At 33.9% G+C, this 24,852-nt stretch carries 10 protein-coding genes; 1 reads left to right on the top strand and 9 read right to left on the bottom strand.

Annotated features, from left to right (window positions below):
* Nucleotide 1: 1 nt before the first annotated feature.
* The 9 genes from AC8GF4_RS18080 to AC8GF4_RS18040 form a co-directional block, all read right to left on the bottom strand.
* The gene (locus AC8GF4_RS18080) at nt 2-3,397 is read right to left on the bottom strand and encodes a 1,3-beta-D-glucan phosphorylase, GH149 family (protein WP_506596769.1); all 3,396 of its coding nucleotides are present in this window, start codon (nt 3,395-3,397) and stop codon (nt 2-4) included.
* A gap of 135 nt (nt 3,398-3,532) precedes the next feature.
* Entirely contained in the window at nt 3,533-4,792 is a 1,260-nt protein-coding gene (locus tag AC8GF4_RS18075) for a glycoside hydrolase 5 family protein (protein WP_506596767.1), read from the bottom strand.
* 267 nt (nt 4,793-5,059) lie between these two features.
* Nucleotides 5,060-6,721 carry a family 16 glycosylhydrolase gene (locus tag AC8GF4_RS18070; protein ID WP_506596765.1) on the bottom strand — a complete coding sequence of 554 codons (1,662 nt, stop codon included), beginning with the start codon at nt 6,719-6,721 and terminating at the stop codon, nt 5,060-5,062.
* 12 nt (nt 6,722-6,733) lie between these two features.
* Nucleotides 6,734-8,362, bottom strand: a complete 1,629-nt coding sequence (locus AC8GF4_RS18065) for a hypothetical protein (RefSeq protein ID WP_506596763.1) — start codon at nt 8,360-8,362, stop codon at nt 6,734-6,736.
* A gap of 12 nt (nt 8,363-8,374) precedes the next feature.
* The gene (locus AC8GF4_RS18060; RefSeq protein ID WP_506596762.1) at nt 8,375-9,853 is read right to left on the bottom strand and encodes a RagB/SusD family nutrient uptake outer membrane protein; all 1,479 of its coding nucleotides are present in this window, start codon (nt 9,851-9,853) and stop codon (nt 8,375-8,377) included.
* An 11-nt stretch (nt 9,854-9,864) separates the two neighbouring features.
* The gene (locus tag AC8GF4_RS18055) at nt 9,865-12,909 is read right to left on the bottom strand and encodes a SusC/RagA family TonB-linked outer membrane protein (protein ID WP_506596761.1); all 3,045 of its coding nucleotides are present in this window, start codon (nt 12,907-12,909) and stop codon (nt 9,865-9,867) included.
* A 243-nt stretch (nt 12,910-13,152) separates the two neighbouring features.
* Entirely contained in the window at nt 13,153-15,954 is a 2,802-nt protein-coding gene (locus tag AC8GF4_RS18050; RefSeq protein ID WP_506596759.1) for a triple tyrosine motif-containing protein, read from the bottom strand.
* A gap of 254 nt (nt 15,955-16,208) precedes the next feature.
* Entirely contained in the window at nt 16,209-16,895 is a 687-nt protein-coding gene (locus AC8GF4_RS18045) for a glycoside hydrolase family 78 protein (RefSeq protein ID WP_506596758.1), read from the bottom strand.
* 2 nt (nt 16,896-16,897) lie between these two features.
* Nucleotides 16,898-21,361 carry a T9SS type A sorting domain-containing protein gene (locus AC8GF4_RS18040; protein ID WP_506596756.1) on the bottom strand — a complete coding sequence of 1,488 codons (4,464 nt, stop codon included), beginning with the start codon at nt 21,359-21,361 and terminating at the stop codon, nt 16,898-16,900.
* Nucleotides 21,362-22,004: 643 nt separating this feature from the next.
* Between AC8GF4_RS18040 and uvrA the strand changes: the two genes are divergently transcribed.
* Nucleotides 22,005-24,800, top strand: a complete 2,796-nt coding sequence (uvrA, locus tag AC8GF4_RS18035; protein ID WP_506596754.1) for an excinuclease ABC subunit UvrA — start codon at nt 22,005-22,007, stop codon at nt 24,798-24,800.
* The last annotated feature ends 52 nt before the right edge of the window (nt 24,801-24,852 follow it).

Here is a 24,852-nt window from a genome sequence, read left to right as displayed (position 1 = left end):
ACTAGATAATAGAAACAGTTACTTGAACAATTTTACCAGTTCGGTCGAAAATTTCCTTACTATTTTCATGACTCAAAATCAAAGAAGAAACAACCTTAATTGTACCATCCTTGTATTTTATTTCAATTTGACTATCCTCTCCTATTTTATAAATTATTGGCACTTGACAAACTGTAAATGCCAAACTCCCTTTATCTAATGGTATAGCAAAAGGTTTGTTATTAAAATCAATAAAACTTACAGTTTCCTCTTTTTCTAAAAACTGATTCTTATTCAATAAAGTGGGCTGAAATGAAAGTTTACCTTCAATTACTTTTATTCCCAATTCGCCTTTTCTTGTTAAGACATCTTCTTTTACTTGCCCTGTCATTCCGGGCTGTTGTGCTCCTCTGTGTGCGGGAGTATGTGAGTAAGGATCCGTAGGGAATGCCCCATAGACTTCTGGCGTTTTATGAACACCTATTCCTTTTCCTATTTCATCATAATGTACAGCCAAAGCACTAATTATGGCTAAGTCTTCTTGATCATCATGTGCTTTTTCTATTACTTCTTGAACTGCCAAATGGAGTTTGGAAACCATGTGCCAGTAGATAGAGCCCAATCCTTCGTATCCAAAGAAAGTTCCTGATCTACCTGTAAAAGCTTTGTGGTTGAACACCTCTTCAAAAATCTGTACTATTTCATCTGATTCGTTATTTACTAAATTTTGTAGCTCATTGGATTTCCCAAGTTGAATTAAAGCTGATTTTAAATCATTTGCATTGTGGAAATTTCCATTAAAATGATATGCCCCTTTTACATCTTTACTGACAATTGCATTATTCGAATCCGCAATTAGTTTTGTCAATAACATCGATTTGTCAACATTTGCTTTAGGAATGTTATTTTTTTCTAAGAATTTAGGTAATTCTTTATTTGGATATAAAATATAACTGTTTTGATCCGTACGATACAAAGCACTATTTCTTAAAGCATTTACTATTTCTAAAGAAGCTTTTGCATCCAAAAATCCAGAACTTAATACGGCAACTTGTCCTTCAAGCATTTCACTTAAATTTGAAACAACAACTCCATCGTTTTCAACAGACATCAAATTGTAAGCGTGGTACAATTTATCCGGCCTTTGATTGGCAAGAATGGAATTATCTAGATAGGCTATACTTACTGATGCAAATTGTTTTAAACTTTCAATAGACAAAGTTCTTTTTTTATTAGAAAATCCATTTTTATAAATGTTTAATCTATATTCTGAAGCTGCTTGACCTAGGGTATCAAGTATCACTTTACGCTTTTGATCATTAATTTTACCTGAAAGTTCGCTTTCATAAGCCAACAAACATTCTCTAATGCTTTGGTAAAAACCAACCATTTCTGTTGAAACACTAACAAAATCCAATTCAGATTTTTCTAATATATTCTGGAACGTTTTCAAAAACCTTCGCAAATAACAAAGAGTAACCATTGACACTCCATTTCCTACCAAAGCATTATTGGCATCATTCCATTCTGGACGTTGCGTATTCATCCAAATACCGCCTTCGGGAATAAAGTTTGACATTTTTGCTAAAACAGTTGCTAATATTTTTTCAATAAAATTCACATGGTAAATTTCATTTTCTGCATTTACCATTAATGCACCATCAGCGCCAATTTTGGCTCTTTGTTCGTTTATTTGCTTCTCCCAATTGTGACTGTATTCTATAGTGTCCTTTGGGTTTTTTAAGATATCTTGATAGGCTTTTATTGTATAAGGTACAGCTGCATATACAAAACATTCTTTTTCAAAATAAGAGTTAAGTTTTTCTGGATAAAATTTTTCAATAAACTCTAGAAACTTCAACAAATATATAATTTGATGATCTCCCCAATACCCAATGTAAGACCAAGGGTTATCTGGCTCTATGGCTTCCCAATCAAAACCACTTTTGGTTACTCTGTACGGATTATAACCATCAAATGTGGAGGCATTCAGGAATTTGGAAATCATTCCTTCGATAAAATTAGGATAAGCATACGCTAAGGCTTCCCAGTTTTGGAAAATATCCCTCCAGTTTCCTTCATAATCCAAGATTTTGGAATCGTCTACCTCACTTCGAGTATTTATTGAAAATTTGTTCCAAGGGCGACTAGGATCTCCGTGTCTACGGCTAAATTTTAACGGCAAGTATTCTGTACAAAGCCTAATTAAATCTAAATCTTCTTCATCTTTTATTAATTGAAGCAAATCTACGTATGAGAACTCTTCTTTTAAATCATTTAAAAAGGATTGGTTATTCTCAACTACTTCACTATTTGCTTTGGCTAGATACTGAGTAAAATCTTTTTTTCCAATTTGATAATTTTCATCAAAAATACCACCTCTCATTATATTAAAAAGAGTGTTGGCAAAATGACGTGTATCGATTAATTTGTCTGCGGTAAACTGCAATCCATCTGCAGAAGCGTTTAAAGCAATTAGGTTTTGTTTTCCTAATTCAACATCGTCAATAAGTTGTTTTTCTAGTGTTTTGTCATGAATTATTGATTCACAAAGCTGTACAACTTGAGATTGGTTTTGATTGACATTGGCAATTATCTTCCAATCTTTTGAAGTGTTTTTTGGCAAATGCAGTTCATTAGATATAAAATAAGCGCCTTTTTCACCTTTAACATCTATTTCAGCTGTTAGTTTTTCAAACTTTCTAAAAGCAGGAAGCTGTTTAGAAGACAATAAATGAGTTGGATTGTTCATTCCCAAAGACCAAACTACATTTGCTTTTAACGCCTCACTAGGTTCTGCTTTGTCTACAATTATGGCACTAAGAGCAAAGATTCCCAAACCACTTTCGGTTTGCAATTCACTTCTCTTGTATGCATCTACTAAATTACTGGTACTGTTTTGCAAATCACTATTTACACCATGAGGCAAAATATTTTGGATTCCATCTAAAACTCTAATATCATAAGGAACAGTAGCATTATTTATAATCTCTGATTTTTTGACAAAACCAAAAAGATTACTCGAACTCCATTGGTACCTAAATGTTAATTTCAAATCATTGTGAATTTCTTCAAAAATGACTTTATTTCCGTAAAAATTTTTATATAAATTTCTAGTTAGGTTATAATTTTCATTAAATCGTTCCGAAAAAGGTTCCCAAATCAATACTTTATTCTCCAAAAGAATCTGAAAAATAGTCTTACTACCCGTAATATCGGCAAACTCTGTTATTTTATCATCTGTGTAATAGGGGAAAAGTGCAAAATCTGCATTTTTTCGTCCAGCTGAAAGACCACCATTACTGGAAATAAACAACCAATGATTGGAATCACTCACGATACTCATAAAAAAAGGTCTTAATGAATCGTGGTTTTCGATTTTATAATATTGCTCTCCTTCTAATTCGACTATTTTCATGCTCTACTATTTTAATATATTTTAGTTTTTATTTTAGTTTAATTTTTATAAAATAAGTACAAATTGAAACTTGTTCTTATTACTAGTTCTTGGGTAATCCATTAATTCTAAAAAATTAATAATTACTTTTTGTTGTCATTCTGAACCTTTACTACTTGTAATTTTATTAAAATTCTTTTGTAGCTTTTTTAATGAATTGCTATTGGCATACGGATTAAGCTGGTGCACCTTTTTCAATATATAATAAGCCGATCTCGGTGTCAATTGATAGATACCGTTTTCATCAGTTGGTCCTTTACTGCAGATACCAAACCATTCTTCGTTCATATTATTTTTTCCTTTTTCAAAATCAAAAACATACCCGCCATTGGCCCATGATGCACTCGTGTCGTGAATGTCTAAATTTATGATTTGACCCGTTTTCCACCAACCATCGCTAAATTGAAAGGTAAAACCACCTATACAATTATTGCTTTTTCCGATACCGTCTGCATTTTCATATATTTCTTTCCAGTTTCCTCTTAGAATAGTTGCTTGTGCAATTTGATCTTCTTTATTAGTTATGGCATTAAAAGCATCTGAACCAAATTCAGTGAATAAAACGGGTTTGCCATATTCTTTTTTTACCCTTTCGAATAGATCACCAAATGAAACGCCGCGATACACATTGATTCCAAACACATCTACATCGGTGCATTCTTTTGCTATTTGATCCAAGAAAAGTAAATCGCCATTACAAATTGCGATGGGGTGCGAATTGTCTATTGTTTTCATGGCAATTGCAGCTTCATTAAACAATTTATATAAACTTTGTGCACGAGCAGTCGATTTTCGGTCTTGAACCGGAATATCCTCTGTTTCTGCACCACCCCAAAACAAACCAAAATTATTTTCATTACCCAATAAAAACAAAAGCAATCCTTTGGTGTCTTTATACTCTAATGCTAATTGTTTAACCTCTTTCAAAAGCACATCTCTAGTACCTGCATCTGAATATTCTGTATTAGCAACCCATGCCCCATTTATCGATAAACCATAACGTCCGAATGAATGATTGAGCATCGTATAAATGCCGTACTTATTATAAATGTATTCTATCCATTTTTTGGGAATACCGGTGTAAACTCGAATGGTATTTACCCCCATGTTTTTTAGCAATGGCATTTCAGAATCCAATGCTTTCTTGATCATTTCCTCTGGCTGTTCCCAAAGGATATACGTATAATTTTTGCCAATAGGAAAATAATCCCAATTCATACCATTGACAATAAAATCTTGTCCGTTAACCTTGAGTTTAAATCCCGATTTACTTTGATCTATAGTAACCTTATCTGCTTGAGAATAAATAGTGGATGTACAATTCCAAAAGAGAAGTAAAAAAATAATTTTTCGCATAATTATAGAGTAATTTGAACGTTTTTTAAATATGAAAATCAGAATCTAAAAAACATTAAAATTGTTTAATTGAGTGTTTAGAAAAAAAATACTAGTTTAGAATTTTATGGTTTTATACAATCATAATTCTTTCTTGAAAATCAGAACTGAAGTTCGATAATTTCGTGTTTTGGATTATAAATTGAGATTAACTTTATAAATACAATCAATCTACAAGCAAGTTAGCCATAGCCAACTTACTTGCAATTGATGTATTTTAATTTTCATTTATTTATAAACTTTAACATAATCTACAAACATAGATGAGCTTGTAAATGCAGGATCAATTTCACCTCCAAGAGATCCACCCATTGCTACATTAAGAATCATAAAGAAATCTTTATGAAACGGCAATGAAGTATCTGCATTGTTGAAAGTATAGAAAAGTGTTCCGTCTATAAAGAAACGAATTGTCTTAGGTGACCAAATCGTTTTATAGATGTGGTAATTAGAAGGATCTTGAAGAGAAGAAACGCCTAGTTTTGGGTTACCTCCTGAGTTTCCAGGAAAATGTAATGCACCTTGAGTTTGAAAAGGACGATTACCGGTCCATTCCATGAAATCAATTTCTCCATTTGCAGGCCATGATACAGGCGCTGTTCCCAATGACCAGAATGCAGCCCAAGTTCCTGAACCAACAGGCATTTTTGCTCTCATTTCGATCGTTCCATAAGTAAACTCTTTAAGTCCTTGCGTTTTAATTCTTGCAGAAGTATAACCAGAACCTTTTTTAATAGCTGTTATTTTAAGATTTCCTCCAACTACCGTTACATTTTCAGCAAGATTAGTATAGTCTTGTTTCTCACCATTCCCCCAACCAGCACCAGCTGGTGTAGTACTACCATTCCCTAAATCATAAGTCCATTTTGTAGGATCTGGAGCGCCATTAACATCAAAATTATCTTCCCAATCCAAAGTGGTATATTCTGTAGTATCTGTAGGAACATTTACAGGACGAGTAGTTGTAAATGTTTGGTACCAAGCCAAACCAGCATTATTGGCTTGTACAAAACGCACTACCATTCTATTCTCTGTAAGTGACATAATTTCATATTGTGTTGCACCAGCATAATAGCCCATGAAACCACCATCAGAAAAATTCATTACAGTTCCAGTAGACTGCTTAGACGCTTCTGGATTTTTGGAAACAAAAGAAGTTGATGGACTTAAAGCCACCGTTTTTTTACTTGCAGTGCTGTAAGGCAAACAAGCATCATCACCACCATTTGTGCCGCCAGCAACACTTTTGTATGAATTATGAAAGAATGTATTTCCTTTATTATCTTGAGTGTATTCAATTTTACCTGCAACCAAAGCAAAAGTATAATCGCCATCATAGAAACAAGTAACCGATTTTTCAAAAGGACCAGCTTGGTAATAGTTAGGATAATAATTTTTGGTAGCATCACCATCGTTTTGTCCAACCCCTAAATGTCCAGCTTCATTTGCAGCCAAATACCATTTTTTTCCAGTAGTTGTACCACCCGTAAGCAATTGAGTTGATTTTTCGTCACTAAAATTACTAGTCACTTTTACATCAACTGTTGTATTACTTGTTACTCCACCTTTTCCAGAGGCAATTATGGTAACGGTATAGGTATTTACTCCAACCGAAGTAAAAGCATGTTCCGTTACTCCTCCTGGAGAAGTTTCTACAACGCCATCTCCGTAAATATATTTAAAAGAAACAGCATTATCAGCAGTAGTAGTAAACTTTACTTTACCGGAACCATCTCCGAAAGGTGTTTGATCTGTTTTTCCTATTATATCAACAGTAATAGCAAGATTGGAAGGCGCATCTAATGCCCCGAAAGAGTAATTATCTTCCTGACAATTGACCATTAATAGCAAACTAAAAATGGTTATTATATTTAAAACTATTTTTTTCATGTTCCTTTAATTTTAGAATTGTTTAATGTCATCAAAATAATAGATTGCTCCAGATCCAGCTACTCCAAAATCTGGAAACAAAATCACTCTATCATACGAATTTGCAGTATTGAAAGAAGCTGCACTAGTTAGATCAAAAGTTAATATTTCCCAAGTGTTGGCAACTGTTGTAGTTGCCTCTATTTCGACATTAATAGTTGGATTACCATTCCCATCTTTTGGAGAAGTTGAATCTTCCATTTTGTACAAAATCTTAGCACCAATTTTTGGTGACCATACAGATACTTTAATTTTGGTTCCTTTGGTAAAATCTACTTTAGAATCCAAATTCAAGCTAGCTCCTGCCCAAACTTGAGCACCAGAAGTTTTCTCAATTTTAACAACTTTGTTCGAAACATTAACACCGGACTTGTCTGGATTAGTGATCACAGAAGCCGGAATAGGTCCGAAACCAGCGTCTCCAAAACCAGTCCAAGTATAAGTCAATGTAGTTGATTCAAAATCAAGAGGCAATTGAACAGTTTGTGCTGCAGAAGGTGCTTTATAAAAATAAATGTTATCGATAAAAACAGACCCTGTAGCCCAAGGTGTTCCAACAAATTTCAATTGAAAAATATCTGCAACTGTTAATCCTTGACTGGTAAATGCCGAAATTGGGATATCAATACTATTCCATTGATTGGCAATTAGATCTTTAGTAACTGGTTTTTCACCATTTGATTTACTAATTAAAGAAGTTTCTATTTTTTGCAAATCGGCTGTCCAAACATCCATATGAATAAATTCCATTCCAGATACATCAACACTTGTACCATCTGCCAAAGCAATTCCTTGGTAACTCAATTTGATATAATTCAGCATTTTGTCGCCGTTCAAATCAAATTCGGCCCAACTACTGCCTTGTCCACCTTGTCCCCAATCTGGGAAATAATTTGTTCCAGCAACATCTGTATATTTTGAACTATAAATAGAAATTACATCCGTAGCTTTTCTATTAGGTGGCGTTGCAGCCGAAGTAGAAGGTTTGTTCACTATTGTAACCGTAAAATCCTCAGTGTATTCAGTAGTTTTAATAGCCGCACTTTTAGAAACCACACGGATTTTATAAACCCCTGCAGCTTGATAGGTATAAGAAACTGACTCCCCATTGTTTGCAGAAACAGGATTTGGTTTTCCAGCTTCGCCAAAATAAACATCATAGAACAATGCATAATCAGCTTTAGCAGTAACAGTTACTTTTTTGGACACAGCCAAATCATTTGTTATTTTTACTACTAAATTTTCAGGTGCTTTGAACGAAACCATAACTTCTTGGATTGCTTCCGTTCTTTTTCCATCTAGTGTAATTCCAACAATTTTGGATTGGTATACCCCTTCTTTGTAAACATGAGAAACGGTTTCACCCGGGTTTACAGTAGCTGGAGTTGTTGTTCCGTCACCAAAGAAAATCTCATATTGAGTAACCCCTTCCCCTTTTGGCAAGAAAGTCACTTTTCCAGTATTATCCTGCGTTACGGTTGTTAATGCAGAGATGTTGGTTGGAGCTGCAATAGATTCCAAGTCAACTGTAGTTTTATCGTCTGAGCAACCAATAGTAATTGCCAAAACAAAAAGACTTATAATAAAATGTATTTTTTTCATAATAATAGTTTTTTAATATCCAGGATTTTGACTCCAATTTCCATTAGAAAATTGTATTTCTTGCAAAGGAATTGGGAATAATTCATGTTTACCAGCTACAAATCCAGTAATGGCAGCTGCCGCTTTTCCGGTACGAACTAAATCGAAGAAACGAAATCCTTCTCCAACAAATTCAGATCTTCTTTCTTTCAAAATAGCATCTGTCAATGCTGGACCAGTTGAAGAAATTCTATGATTGGTATCTCCAAATCCACGATCTCTTACTTTGTTTAAATAACCTAAAGCTTTAGCATCATCTAATCCTCCTCTGTTGAGCGCTTCCGCTGCCATCAACAATACATCAGCATAACGAATGGCTCTGTAATTGTTTGGGTTGGTTAAATTTAAATCCCCAGCCGAATTTGAATTTCTTAATCTAGGCAAGTATTTTTGATTAAAGTATCCTGTATCTTCATTCCCTTTACCATAAGTAGCACTATTGGCAGCAGCCCAAGCGGCAATATCCAACAAGGAAGCATTCAGTCTGGTGTCACCCACTTCAAATGAATTATAAGTTGCTTTGGTAGGCACATTAAAACTAAAACCAGAAGTATATTTTGGTCCTGTATAGTTTCTTACTCCACTAAATCCAACGGCTACATTTCCTTCACTACATTGCAAACAACCGAAACCAGCCCCTTCTACATCCGTATACTGTACTTCGAAAATAGATTCAGGTCCATTCTCGCCTGCCATTTCAAAAATAGAAGCGTAGTCTGAAACTAAAGTATATTTTGAAGAAGTAATTACTTGTTCTAAAGCTGCAGCAGCTTCTGGATATTTATTTTGGAACAAATAGGCTTTTCCAAGTAAAGCAAGAGCCGCTCCTTTGGTAGCTCTGCCTGTTTGAGAAGCAGTAGGTGATAAATTCTGAGAAGCATAAATTAAATCGGCTTCGATAGAAGCATACACTTCCTGAACAGTAGAACGTTTTACTTTGGTTTCGTCTCCAGTAGTAAATCTTTTATCGCCATTCATCGGAATTCCACCAAACCATTTCACCAATTCAAAGTGATAATAGGCTCTAAGAAAACGAGTTTCGGCAATGATTTGGGCTTTACCTTCAAAATTTGTTTTGTCTTTAAACTCCAAAATGTAATTTGTTCTTTGTACACCTGCAAACATCCAATCCCAAAGGTTTTTAAGATTGTCATTTACTGGTGTATGTATCATGTCGTCAATTTGTTGAAAACCGACAACATCTGTTGGACTTTCTCCTCCTGCTAAGGTATTATCTGAAGCTATTTCTCCCATCAGAACATTGATATAGCTGGATTGAAGTATGTCATAAGCAGCAATCAATGCTTTGTCATAATCACTTTTTGCATTAAAAAAATTCTCAGAACCTATAGAATATTCTATATCGCGTTCTACAAAATTATCGCTACATGAAACGAAAACTGTAGAGAACAGTGCCAAACTTGCTACTGTTATGTATATATACTTTTTCATTTTTTTACTAATTAAAAATTAACATTTAAACCCATCAAATACGTTCTTGGAATTGGATAAAATCCATTGTCGATTCCACTTCCAATAGTCTCTTTTGCAGAAGCTCCTGGATCGTATCCTTTGTATTTGGTAAAAGTATATAGGTTATTTACTCCCATATAAACTCTAAACTTACTAATCCCCGCCTTAGAAAAATAAGATGGATCTACATTGTACCCTATTTGAATGTTTTGAATACGAACAAAAGAAGCATCTTCTACAAAATAATCAGAAAAAACATTGTTAGAAGTGGCACTAGTTGTTACTCTTGGAACCGAATTACTTGTTCCTTCTCCAGTCCAACGGTCTAAAATATAATCAAGGCGATTTACATCGGTAAGAGTTCTTTCGTAATTACGAACCATATCATTACCAATAGTAGCAAATGCGTAGGCAACAAAATCAAAGTTTTTGTAATCCAATTGCAGGTTGAAACCCATAGTAGTAGGAGCAATTGGACTACCAATATCAGTTCTATCTTTAGTATTAATTACTCCATCACCATTGATATCTACATAACGAATATCACCTGCTTGCGCTTCGGCTCCCAAAGCTACTTGAGAAGGAGCAGCATCTACTTCGGCTTGATTTTGGAATATTCCATCGGTTTTGTATCCAAAGAAATACCCCAATTCTTTACCTACTTCCATTCTAGAAGGCGCTGGTTGTCCTACTCCAAAAGACCCTCCTTCTACAAAACCAGTTCCATTATTTACTTCAGTTACTTCATTTTGAAGAAAAGTAACATTATACCCTAAACTCAAAGTCATTTTATTCGCAAAAGTATTTTTGTAATCTACTGCAAACTCTAGACCTGAATTTTTTACAGTTCCTGCATTAATCGTCGGAGAAAATGCCCCAGGAGCAGCTGCACCTAATATACCCGAAACAGGAATATCTTTAATTAACAAATCGGCTCTGGTATCGATAAAATAATCGGCTACTATACTGATTTTGTTGTCTAACATTTTTAAATCCAAACCAACATCAAATTTTTGAGCTTGTTCCCATTTTAAATTTGGATTCGGAATTTGACCTGTTGCTAAACCTTGTGTAATTGTATTGTTGAAAATATATGTTGCTTCACCATTCAATTGCGAAACGTATCCATTGTTTGGTATTTGATCGTTACCAAGAATACCGTAACTACCTCTTAATTTTAACAAGTTTATAATCCCTTCGCTTCCTCCAAAGAAAGCTTCATCAGAAACAATCCATCCCAGCGTCATAGAAGGAAAATAACCAACTCTGTTGTTTGGACCAAATTTGGTAGAAGAATCACGTCTTAACATACCAGACAAAAGGTATTTCCCTTTGAAATCGTATTGAGCTCTAGCAAAATAAGACAATCTTCTTTCGTCATAAATGTAAGCAGAGTTCGGCGCAACGGTTGGTAATCCATTGGCTAAAGCAATATCTGCAAATTCCCATGAGTTGTAAGGAACATCAAAACCAGTTGCTGAAAGTTGGTTACCAAATTCTTTAAATATAGTTGTACCTAAAGTTCCCACCACATTATGCTCCCCAATTTTTTTGGTATAGGTACCATATAAATCTAATGAAAAATTATTATCAAAAGTAGATTTTTGAGTCACAGAACTTCTGTTTACATCAAAGACTTTACCTCCATAAGAGATTTGCTTTGCAAATATTTTTTCTTGTGAGCTTTGAGTGTTAAATCCAAGCGCACCTGATAATACAAATGCATCTGTAAACTTATAATCCAAACCAAAATTACCGTTTAGTTTTCTCAGCTCATATTCATTGTAGGTATTCTCGATTTGTGCCAATGGATTGATAATTTCGGTACCCAACCCAGCTGTACTTGGAACCAAAGTATAATCACCATTACTATTGTAAGGAGTTAATGTAGAAGGGACGTTCAAAGCGTTGAACAAAACAGATCCCAAACCGTTGTCATTTACACTTTTTCTTTTTTGAAGTGTATAAATTGCATTGGTTTTCATTTTTAATTTATCCGAAACATCTGAACCTAATGAAATTCTAGCAGTGTTTCTTTCAAATCCTGATTTATCACCACCTATAATACCTTCTTGACCTAAGTGAGAAGCACTTACTGCATAAGTGATTTTTTCGGATCCACCAGAAATAGACATATCATAATTGATTATTGGTGCTGGATTAAAAATTTCTTTTTGCCAATTAGTTCCTTCTCCTAATCCTGATACATTAGGGTAAGGCAATGCTTGACCACCATTGGCGTAGCTTTCGTTTAACAACAAAGCATACTCTGTAGCACTTAATGTAGGTAAGATTCTACTTGATTCTTGAATACCAGTAGAAGCATTGAAAGAGACTTTGGCTTTAGAATTCTTTTTACCACTTTTTGTAGTTACAAGTATAATTCCATTTGCACCAATTGTACCATAAATAGCCGCTTGAGCATCTTTAAGTACTGTAAGTGATTCGATATCCCCCGGGTTAAGAAGACCGAGCTCTCCTTGGTAACCATCAATAATAGCAATTGGTCTAGTTTCACCATTGGTAGCAATACCACGAATACGAACACTTATGTCGGCACCAGGAGCTCCACCTACAGTGGTAACATTTACCCCCGCAACAGTACCTTGCAAAGCTTGCTCGATTTTAGCAGGTCTTAGTGCTTCAATAGTTTTACTACTTACCACACTTACTGCACCTGTAACTTGTTTTTTCTTTACACTTCCGTATCCAATTACTACTACTTCATTCAAAGTTTTTGCTTCATCATCTAATAAAACTAAAATATTAGATTCGTCTGCGGCAATCTTATATTCTTTCGACTTGAATCCAACGTAAGAAAAAACTAGAGTAGATCCTGGAGTAATTCCTCTCAGTAAAAATTTACCATCAAAATCGGTAGAAGCTGTACTCCCCGAATTCTTGTCCGAAATATTTACTCCGTATAAAGGAAGACCTGTACTTCGTTCTTTTACAATTCCTGCGATATCCTTTTTTTGGGCAAATCCAAAAACAGAAAAAAGCAAAAAGATTATTAATAAATGATTTGACTTCATAATTCAAATTTTTAAGTTAGTGAATAACAAACTTATTCAGAAGTACTAAGAAATCGTTAAAATCAACCTCAACAAAAAACATACAATTCAAAAATAATTACATTTTATTGCGAATATCTCACTCAACTCTTTTAAAACAAGCGAATACAAAATTTTCATTTCGCTTAATCACATAAAAAAAACCACAACTACCACGTTAATGTTGTGGTAATGTTGTGGTAGTTTTTAAAAAAAAAGGACGACCTATACTTCCATTATATACTCAACAAGACCTTGATCATGTAACAAGTCCATTTTCTTACGCAATCGATATCTTTTAATTTCTACACTACGAACAGATATATTAAATAATGGTGCTACTTCCTTGGAAGATAGATTCAGTCTTAAGTAGGCACAAAGTCGCAAATCATTTGGGGTTAAGGTCGGATGTAGTACTTTTATTCTCTTCAAAAAGTCTTTGTCAGCGTTATCAAATGCTTCTTTAAAGATGCTCCAAGAATCCTCTTCGGTGATGTTTTTATTGATTGTACTAATTACAGATTTGATATTTGAATTCCCTGTTTCATTGTTTTTTTTCAGATCTTCTTTTATGAAAGCTAGTAATTCATTCTTACTGTTCAAACTCATAGTCGACACAGCCAGTTCTTTGCTTTTTGAATCAACATCTTGCGAGAGTTGTTCATTTCTCAATTTCATAAGCTGTTGTTCATTCTCTAATTCTTGTATTTCCAGTAATAAATTATTTTCTTCGATTAGTTTTTCTCTTTGATTTCGATAATAATTCAAATAGGCTTTGTTTATAAAATGAGCCATTATAAAAAACAAAATAAAGTAAACAAATACAGCAAAATTAGTATTATACCAAGGTTTTAAAACCGTGAAATGGTATTCTGCATTATTTTTTAAAGTAGTGTTAGCAAACTTAGCTTTTACTTTGAAGGTATAATCCCCTGGAGGCAGATTTTTAAAACTCACAGTCGTTTTGGTACTCCATCCACTCCAATCATCCTGAAAACCTTTCAAGGAATATTGATATTCGGCATTGATGTACTTATTGTACTCAGGTACTGTATAACTAAAGTTAAAATTATTTGTATCATAAGGATAAGCTCCTTCATCGATTAAGTTTCCGTTTATTGGATTCTCATTTTGTTTATTAACTGTTACTCCTATAATGGATACAATATAATTTTTAAAACTCAAATCGTTTATATTCAGATTATAAAAACCATCTGTTGTTCCTATTAAGTAGATTGAGTTTGAAATTTGAGTAATATTTTCAAAACCCAACATAGAATTCGTTAACGAAGCAGGAATTGGAATTGTATTTTTTTTGAGTTGATTGCTCATTTTACTCAATGAAAAATAATGAATGTATTTTTTAGAAAATAACCAAATTTTATTTGAATTGTCAACTATTAATTTACCCGATGTGTATTCGTCTTTTTCGAATACCGAGCTCAATACATTGTCTTTGTCAAATTGTTTTGTCTTTGGATTTAATTTAAAAATCCCATCTTTGTAAGCATAATAAATATCGCCATTAAATTGTATTAAACTGGCATTTTTCCCTTTTGTAGGTGAAGAATAGGTTGTAAACCGATTTGTTTGGAGTACATTTTTGTCCAATTGAAATCGAAAAACGCCTTTGTATTCGTGACTTACATAAACCTCTAGTTTATTTGTAATTTCAAAATAACGAGACGAATAGTCAAATCCTTTTATTTTATTTCTAAAAACCCATTGATTGTTTATTTTCTCCAAGACAGAAATGCCATAATAATTACCTTGGATTAAAAGATTTTCTTGATTAGGAACCTTTTCAATTTTCCAAGTTCCCGATTTAGAAAAAATATTTTTAGCAAATGTGTTATCAATAATAAAAGTTCCCGAATCATGTCCGCAAAACAAAGTGCCTTTATGTTCAAATAAAGACCAAACTTGTCCTTTGGTGCCATTTATAAATTTAAAACCTTCTTTACTATTGTAATTTTTGTAAAATAATCCTTGATTGGTCCCTACATATAGTTTTCCATTAAATAAAATTGAAGTATAAACGGTGCCCAAAACACCAGTATCATCAGTATAACTCTTGATAGGTGATTGCAAATTAATACAATTGATACCATTATCAAGACCTATCCAAAGATTGTTATCTACATCTTCAAACAAGGAAAGTGCAGTATTATTACTCAAGCCTTTATTCTGAGAAATATGATGTTCTAATTTACCGTCTTTAGTCAATAAAAAAACACCATTGGATACGGTTCCAATTGCAAACTTCCCGTCCGAAAGTATTAGACTGCTATACACACTACTGGTTTCAATTTGAGAATCTGCCTCGGTTGTGAATTTTGAAACTGAATTCCCCATCACTTTGTAAAAACCATTCAATTGTGTTTGAATAAGTAGTCCTTCAGCAATATCAAAAACATTAATTATCCTGTTTTTTGTTACTATAGGATTGTTCGAAATTAAATGTGCTTTACCTCTTTCTAACTCAAATAAACCTTCATTTATAGTTTGGAAATATATTGAAGAATTGGTTCCATAAGATTTGGTTATACTGCTTTTGGGAGTAATAATCTTGAAAGTACCCGTTTTAACGTCATACACAAAAATACGATCCAAGGATTGAAAAATAACCCATTGATCATAATTAAGAATGTTCCAAAACTGCTCGTCATTGAGTATTTTACTCTTTATGTTTTTACTGAGCGAAGTATAATGTAACCTTCCGTTGGTTTGTCTGGTCCAAAAACCAAATTCCATATAGCATCCCGTATATATTCGATTGTCTATAACTTTAACAGATCGGATAATGGTTTCATTTGGCGAAGGATACAATTGCCAATTTGCCCCATTAAATTCTAACAGACCTTCATTATTTGCAAAAAAAACAAATTGATTAGCCGATTGTGAAATCATCCAGTTTTGATTTCCTCCTCCATAAACATTGGGGGAAAACTTAATAATTGGGGGAAGCTCCTGTGAAAAAGCAAATGATACTATAAAAAGTAACAGTAAAGTAGATTTTGTTTTCAAAAAAGATGTGGTATTTAGATTAAAGACTACTTATTGAAAATTATTTCATTAAAATAAGTTTAAATAATAAATTGGCACTAACTCAACTATTACTAATAATACAAATCACAAAACAAAAATAGGCTAAAAAACCAAGAATCACATTGTATGCTTTGCATTTATTACAGTAAAATTAGCAAAACAACCAAAAACAAAAAAGCGCCTCGGATGTCCGAGACGCTTTTTAAAATACAAGTACTAATTAAAAAAAAACTTTAATTTGTTCGAAACCTCCAGGTTTGACCAATCGTTTCGCCTCCTTTATCATCTTTGACTACCACTTTCCAAAAATATTCTTTAGAAGCAATAACACTTACATCAAGAGTCGAAGTAGCTTGATTTGCACCTACCTTATTTGTTGGTGGATTGGCTGTTCCAAAATAAACATCATAAACCAGTTTGTCTTTTGTATCAACATCTTTTGCAGTCCATTCTAGCTTAGCAGTAGTTGCATTCAAAACAGAATTTAATTCTGGCGACACTAGATCAGGTGCAAAAGGCAAATAATTGATCACTCCATCTCCAGAAGTATAAAAGCTAAAAACTGAAGAATAAGTACTAGACAACGCCTCGTTATCCATAGATTTTACTCTCCAATAATAAGCAGTAGCTTTTTCTAGAGTAAAATTTTGATACGTTGCAGTACTTTCTGCGGTCATTACTATTCTAGTAAAATCTTTATCTTTCGAGACCTGAATTTGATAGATTATAGGATCGTTATTAGAATCTGCAGCAACATTCCATTGAAAGCTAACGGCGTTACTGTTGCACAATTTATTATTTACCGGAGCAACTAATGTAGGTGTTGTAGGCGCCACATTTACAGTCTCAGAAGATTCAGAATCTTCGTTACAAGAGATTAGCAAAATGCTAATAATTGTTAGATATAAAAACTTTTTCATCTTTATTTTTTTATGATTTTTAAATAGGAAGGATTGTCTAAATACACTTTTGCAATATAAACACCCGCTGTTTGACCATCAAGGCTCAATTTTACTGTTCCATTTTCTAAAGGATATGTTTTGCTAGAAATAAACACTGAAGTCAAAGAGTATAAATCGACTACAACCTCTTTTCTATTGGTTGGAATAGCAATTTCAAAACTTCCAGAAGTTGGATTTGGATACACTGCCGAAGCATCTAGTAAACCCTCAACATTTTTAGAATAAGTTCCTTCACATGGTTTAGCCGTTTTCACTTCTAATAAACTTTCTTTATTAACATCTAATAAAAAAGTAGAAAAAGGAGTTTCAAACTGCTCTTCACCGTCTAAGAACACTTTGTAAGGAGCCGTTCCTTCAGTCATTACTACAGTCAGTTTATTGAAAGAAGATTTATTAATTTTACCAGTTATTGTTGACCCTTTTGGAACCACAGCCGTAAAGCTTTGTACGTAAGAATCTCCTTTAACCGAAATAGAAATAGTATAAACACCTGGAGCTAAATTAAACACTCTTAAACTATTTGCAGTAAACTCATAACTTTTGTCATTTATAATTGCCACATAAGTATGAGATTCTAGCGCTTTAATATTTATTTCTCCATTTTTCTCACCCAAACAGGTTTCACCAGTTGTTTCAATGGTAAAGTTATTTGATTTTAAATCACGAACAACCACAAGACTAACTTTAGCTGAACTATTTCCAACACCATTTGTTCCGGTAACGGTATAATCAGTTACCTGACTCAATACAGTTGGTGTACCGCTAATTGTAGCAGTTGTTGTATCAAAACTCAATCCTACAGGTAAAGCTGGACTAATAGTGTATCCATTTGCCGGAACTAAACCTCCTGTATTGGTAATTGTTAACGGATAAATAGACTTACCTAATGGATACGTTTGTGCAGCAACACCGTAACTTAAAACAGGTAGTGTCGGAATCACAGCCATCATCATATCATCAAAATAATAGATTTTTTCTGCTCCTTGTTGTGCTCCCGTTGTACCAAAACCGAAGAAAATACTAGCTTTGTCATATTTATAAGCCAAATTCAATGCAGCTGTTCCAGTAACTGGTTTTGCAAAATCAAAAACAACAGTTTCCCAACCACTTGCAGTTGTTACAGTAGATTCTGTTTCTACAGTATGTTTATTATCGCCATGCTCTTCTACTTTTAAGCGAATTATGGTTCCCGCATTTGGAGACCAAACACGAACACTCATTTTAGTAACCATTGCTGTAAACGGAATAGGACTACTTAAACCTAATTGAGCAGCTGCCGTAACGGTTGTTCCAGCCCATAATTCTGCGGTTGCAGATTTCACAACTTTCGCCACTTTGTTTGTTGCCAATGTTGGATCAACAACAACTGTAGAACCTTCAGCACCACCAAATCCTATTAATCCGTACTCAACCGTAGAGTCATCAAAAGTAACTGGTAAACTCATTTGCTTTAGTGTACTTCCTACAGTGAATTGTGTTACATCGTCAAAATAATAAGTCGAATTGGCACTTCCGTCTCCTACAGTTCCTAAATCAAATATGAAAACCATATTGTCATTTAAGTTGTTTACACCAGCAACTCCCGTGTAATCAAAAGTCAATTCTTCCCAAGTATTGGCAACTGTTGTGGCTACTTCTTTTTCGAATGCCGTTCCAGCTCCTTCAAATTTTAACAAAAGTTTTTTTCCAGCAACTGGTGACCAAACTTTTACTTTAAGTATTTTTTTGGTTGAAAAATCTATTGGAGAAGCCATTTTAATCTTGCTTCCTGCCCAAGGTTGCCCAGCTCCTTTTACCATTTTGCCAACATTATTACTAGTGTTTATTCCCGATTTATCAGGATTAGCAATTTTTGTTGCAGCTCCACCATCAAAATCAACAAATGCATACGATGCTGATTCAAAATCTAAAGGTAGTGTTGGTCCTGTTGTAGGTTGTGTTACATCGTCAAAATAATAAGTCGAATTGGCACTTCCGTCTCCTACAGTTCCTAAATCAAATATGAAAACCATATTGTCATTTAAGTTGTTTACACCGGCAACTCCCGTATAATCAAAAGTCAATTCTTCCCAAGTATTGGCAACTGTTGTGACTACTTCTTTTTCGAATGCCGCTCCAGCTCCTTCAAATTTTAACAAAAGTTTTTTTCCAGCAACTGGTGACCAAACTTTTACTTTAAGTATTTTTTTGGTTGAAAAATCTATTGGAGAAGCCATTTTAATCTTGCTTCCTGCCCAAGGTTGCCCAGCTCCTTTTACCATTTTGCCAACATTATTACTAGTGTTTATTCCCGATTTATCAGGATTAGCAATTTTTGTTGCAGCTCCACCATCAAAATCAACAAATGCATACGATGCTGATTCAAAATCTAAAGGTAGTGTTGCATCAGTAGTTACTGGAGGAGTAACAGTACCTTTTGAAAAGTAAAGATTATCAATATAAACAGTTGTACCAGCTGTTGGAGACACCATTTTCAATTGGAAAACAGTTGCTAGATTAATGCTTGTATAATCCGATAAGTTAATATCAAAAGAATTCCATCCAGACAACGTTGGTGTAAGAGTAACTTTTTGCTCTACTGGTCCAGGATTAATAAGATACACTTCAAAAGAAGTACAATCTGGTGACCATAAATCCAAATGCAATTTTGTCATTGCAGACACATCTGTTGAACTAGCTAATGCTATTCCTTGATAATTGAAATTAGTATATTTTTTGGTTGCATTACCTACAATAGCAATATCAGTATGAACAGTAGATTGACCCCAATTTGGATTAAAATCTGTTCCTACTAGATTCGCGTATGCATCACTAAAAAGAGAAATCACTTCGACTGCAGGTCGTGCAGCAGGTGTCGTTGCTGCTACAGTTGGCACTGTTGCACCAGGTGGAGTTGTAGTTTTGGCTGAAAAAGTTACATTGTCAAAATAACAAACATTTTCGGTAGTTCTAGCTTGGAAATCCAAAAAGAAAATGATTTTGTTGATATCTATTGACTCTGCTTTACTAATATTTGCCGAACAATCAAAAGTTAATTCTTCCCATTCATTGATTTTAGTATTTTTAACCTTAATCTCTGCTTGAGCTCCGCCACTTGCTATTGAAAATTTCAAACCGACATCACTAATAACAGATTTATAAACCATTATTTTCACGGTGCTGTTTGTAGCATCCAAAGAAAATTTTCCAATACCAGTAGACTCACAACCTGCCCAAGGTGCTCCAGCAACAAGTGCAGTAAACTTACCTACTGTAGCAGATGTGTTAATACCGGTAGCGCTAGGATTAACAGATTTTTCATACCCAACTCCAGTAGCGTTTTCAAACGACACAAAAGCCCAATCCGAACCAAATTGACCTGTTTCGAATGTAATTGGCGCATTTAGTGACGATGGTACAACTACTGGCGCTTTATAAAAGTAAAGATTATCAATATAAACTGTTGTACCAGCGGTTGGAGACACCATTTTCAATTGGAATACAGTTGCTAGATTAATGCTTGTATAATCTGACAAGTTAATATCAAATGAATTCCATCCAGACAAAGTTGGTGTAAGAGTAACTTTTTGCTCTACTGGTCCAGGGTTAATAAGATACACTTCAAAAGAAGTACAATCTGGTGACCATAAATCCAAATGTAGTTTTGTCATTGCAGACACATCCGTTGAACTTGCTAATGCTATTCCTTGATAATTGAAATTAGTATATTTTTTGGTAGCGTTACCTGCAATAGCAATATCAGTATGAACAGTAGATTGACCCCAATTTGGATTAAAATCTGTTCCTGCTAGATTCGCGTATGCATCGCTGAAAAGTGAAATAACATCTGAAACTGCCAAAAATCCTGGTGTTGTTGCTGCAGAAGTTGGAACAGTTGCTAAAGGTACAGCTGAAAAAGTTACATTGTCAAAATAACAAACATTTTCAGTAGTTCTAGCTTGGAAATCCAAAAAGAAAATAATTTTTTCAATATCTATTGACTCTACTTTTCCAATATTTGATGAGCAATCAAAAGTTAGTTCTTCCCATTCGTTGATTTTAGTATTTTTTACTTTTATCTCTGACTGTGCTCCACCATTACCAATTGAAAACTTTAGTCCAACATCACTAATTACTGATTTGTAAACCATAATTTTCACAATAGCATTTGAAGCATTTAATGTGAATTTACCAATGCCTGCAGACTCACATCCTGCCCATGGTGCTCCAGCTACAAGAGCTGTAAACTTACCCACATTAGCAGAGGTATTTATTCCCGTAGCAAATGGATTCGATACTTTTTCATAACCTATTCCTGTAGAATTTTCAAAAGATGCAAAAGACCAAGTAGATCCCTGTTCTCCTGTTTCAAAAGTAATAGGCGCATTTTGCGAAAATCCAAACGCACAAAGCATCAAGAAAATCAACAAAGTAAATTTTTTCATAAGGTATAGTTTTAAAGTTTCTCAAATTTAGTAATGAAATAAAAAAAACCTTTCAAAAAGCAACTATGTAAAAACTATACCAATTAAAACAAACTATAAAGTAGAATCAAAACCATTGATAAATAAAGCCTAAAGCAATAAAAAACTACAACTACAAGAAAGACTCTTGTAGAATAATTTATACGAAAAACAGCAAATGTTGTGGTAATGTATAGGTAATCACGAAAACGTTGTATTAAAAATAACTCAACAATATAACAGTAAAAAAATGATTTAAGCAATTTTATCAGTTTTATATTGAATTATTACAATTATGCATTAAGCAATACTAATGATTACAAAGGCAAAAAAAGACATTTTAAAAGTTAATTAATGAATAATTTGATGCTATCACATTTTTAAACATAGTTTAAAAAACATTGTTTTTAACTATTCTGATGAATTAATTCAACAGTTAAAAAAATTATTTTCATTGCAAACCAATAAAAAATTTATTTGTTATACCACAAAGACATACGATTAAACAAAAATTTGAAACTAATTATCACACAATAAAATCAGCCTAAAAAACTAATAATTGCATTTAATTCTTAACCCATTCTCATTTTAAAATTGAGTACTTTTGTGTAAAATTTACTTTTTTATGCCAATTGATATTTCCAAACTCGATCCAAAGAAAAACATCATTATAAAAGGAGCACAAGTACATAATTTAAAAAATGTAGATGTTGCTATTCCTAGAAATAAACTCGTAGTTATTACTGGGCTTTCTGGCTCAGGTAAATCAAGTTTAGCCTTTGACACCTTGTATGCCGAAGGTCAACGTCGATATGTAGAAAGTTTATCTTCTTACGCCAGACAATTCTTGGGTCGATTGGACAAACCAAAAGTAGAATACATTAAAGGAATTGCTCCAGCTATTGCCATTGAACAAAAAGTGAATACCACCAATGCACGTTCTACGGTTGGGACATCTACAGAAATATACGATTACATCAAACTATTATTTGCAAGAATTGGACGAACCTACTCACCCATTTCTGGACAAGAAGTCAAAAAAAACACGGTTACCGATGTGGTTTCTGAAGTCAAAAAATTTGAGCTTGAAAGCAAATGGTTACTCCTAGCTCCTATTCACCTTGAAGAAGGTCGTCAACTCGAAGACAAACTAAAAGTATTACTGCAACAAGGATTCGCCAGAATTTTGATTAATAATGAAATGATTCGTTTGGATGATTTCACCACTGCAGAGCAACACACTCTGGATCACAAAGACATTTTACTTGTCATTGATAGAATTATAGTCAAAGAGGAAGAAGAGTTTTACAATCGGCTTTCAGATGCGGTGCAAACTGCTTTTTTTGAAGGAAAAGGCATTTGCTATTTGCAAGAATTAAATTCGGATAAAAGACTTTCATTTTCGAATAATTTTGAATTGGATGGCATTACTTTTCTAGAACCCAACGTACATTTATTTAGCTTTAATAATCCGTATGGGGCTTGTCCTGTTTGTGAAGGTTATGGAAATATAATAGGAATCGATGCCGAATTAGTCGTTCCCAATACTTCGCTCTCCATTTTTGAAAACGCAATATTTCCGTGGCGTGGAGAAAGCATGGGTTGGTTTCGAGATGAATTGGTAAACAACGCCTACAAATTTGATTTCCCGATACACAAACCATTTTTTGAATTAACAGAAGAGCAAAAAGAGTTAATATGGACTGGAAATAAATACTTTCAAGGTCTGAATGACTTTTTCAAGGAATTGGAAGAGAAAAATTATAAAATTCAAAATAGAGTAATACTTTCTCGTTACCGTGGCAAAACCAAATGCCATGTCTGTAAAGGCAAACGCTTGAGAATTGAAGCTTCGTATGTAAAAATCAATGACAAAACAGTATCCGATTTGGTGGATTTACCAATACAACATTTGGTTACTTTTTTCGAAAACATTGATTTGGACGTGTATGAAAAACAAATAGCCAAGAGATTATTAATCGAAATCAACAATCGATTGTCGTTTTTAACCGAAGTAGGTTTGAATTATTTGACCTTAAATAGAAATTCTTCAACACTTTCTGGAGGAGAATCACAACGTATTAACTTAGCAACATCACTGGGGAGCAGTTTGGTAGGATCGATGTATATTTTGGATGAACCAAGTATCGGTTTACACCCAAAAGACACCGAACGCTTAATTAAAGTTTTGTTATCCTTACGCGATTTAGGAAATACTGTAATTGTGGTGGAACACGATGAAGATATAATGAAATCGGCCGACATGATTATTGATATCGGTCCCGAAGCAGGTACCTTGGGAGGTAATCTAGTCGCTCAAGGAACTTATAATGAAATACTCCGTTCGACTTCGCTCACGGCAGGCTACCTCAATGGTAATCTTGAAATTGCTGTCCCAAAAAAACGCAGACCATTCAAGAATTTTATCGAAATAAAAGGTGCCAGAGAGAACAATCTACAAAATATAGATGTCACTTTTCCGCTTGATGTTTTAACCGTAATTACAGGAGTTTCAGGAAGTGGAAAAAGTACTTTGGTCAAGAAAATACTTTTCCCTGCTATGCAGAAAAAACTGGACAATGCAGGAGAAAAAGCGGGACAATTCAGTGAAATTTCGGGCTCATTTTCACAAATAAAACATATTGAATACGTTGATCAAAATCCTATCGGGAGAAGTTCTCGTTCCAATCCTGTTACGTATATAAAAGCCTACGATGATATAAGAGAATTGTATGCAAAGGAAAAACTTTCGAAAGTAAGAGGGTATCAAGCCAAGCATTTCTCTTTTAATGTTGACGGCGGACGCTGCGAAACTTGCAAAGGAGAAGGTTCTATAAATGTCGAAATGGTTTTTATGGCAGATGTGCAATTACCGTGTGAAACTTGTAATGGAAAACGTTTCAAAAAAGAAGTTCTTGAAGTGGCTTTTGATGGCAAAAACATTCACGACATCTTAACCATGACTATTGATGATTCCATAGCTTTTTTCGAAACAAATAAGCAAACAAAAATTACTCAAAAATTACAACCTTTGCAAGATGTTGGTTTGGGCTATGTACAATTAGGACAATCTTCCTCTACACTTTCAGGTGGTGAAGCACAACGCATCAAACTTGCTTCTTTTTTAGTCAAAGGAGCGACCAAAGAAAAAGCGCTTTTTGTATTTGATGAACCTACAACTGGATTACATTTTCACGACATCAAAAAACTTTTAAAATCATTTGATGCATTGATCGAAAAAGGTCATTCTATTTTGGTAATAGAACACAATCTCGACTTAATAAAATGTGCCGATTGGGTTATTGACCTAGGTCCAGAAGGAGGAGAAAACGGAGGATTATTATTGGCAGTTGGAACTCCTGAGGAAATTGTTAAAAACAAAAAATCAATTACTGCCAAATACCTGAAAGAGAAACTATAAAACATTATAATAAACAAAAAAGCCACTGAACAATTAAAAATTGCAGTGGCCT

The sequence above is a fragment of the Flavobacterium rarum (SeqCode) genome, assembly GCF_965234445.1.
Lineage (GTDB): Bacteria > Bacteroidota > Bacteroidia > Flavobacteriales > Flavobacteriaceae > Flavobacterium > Flavobacterium rarum.
Note: the sequence above shows the minus strand (reverse complement) of the source record. Positions and strands in the feature narration are given on the sequence as shown.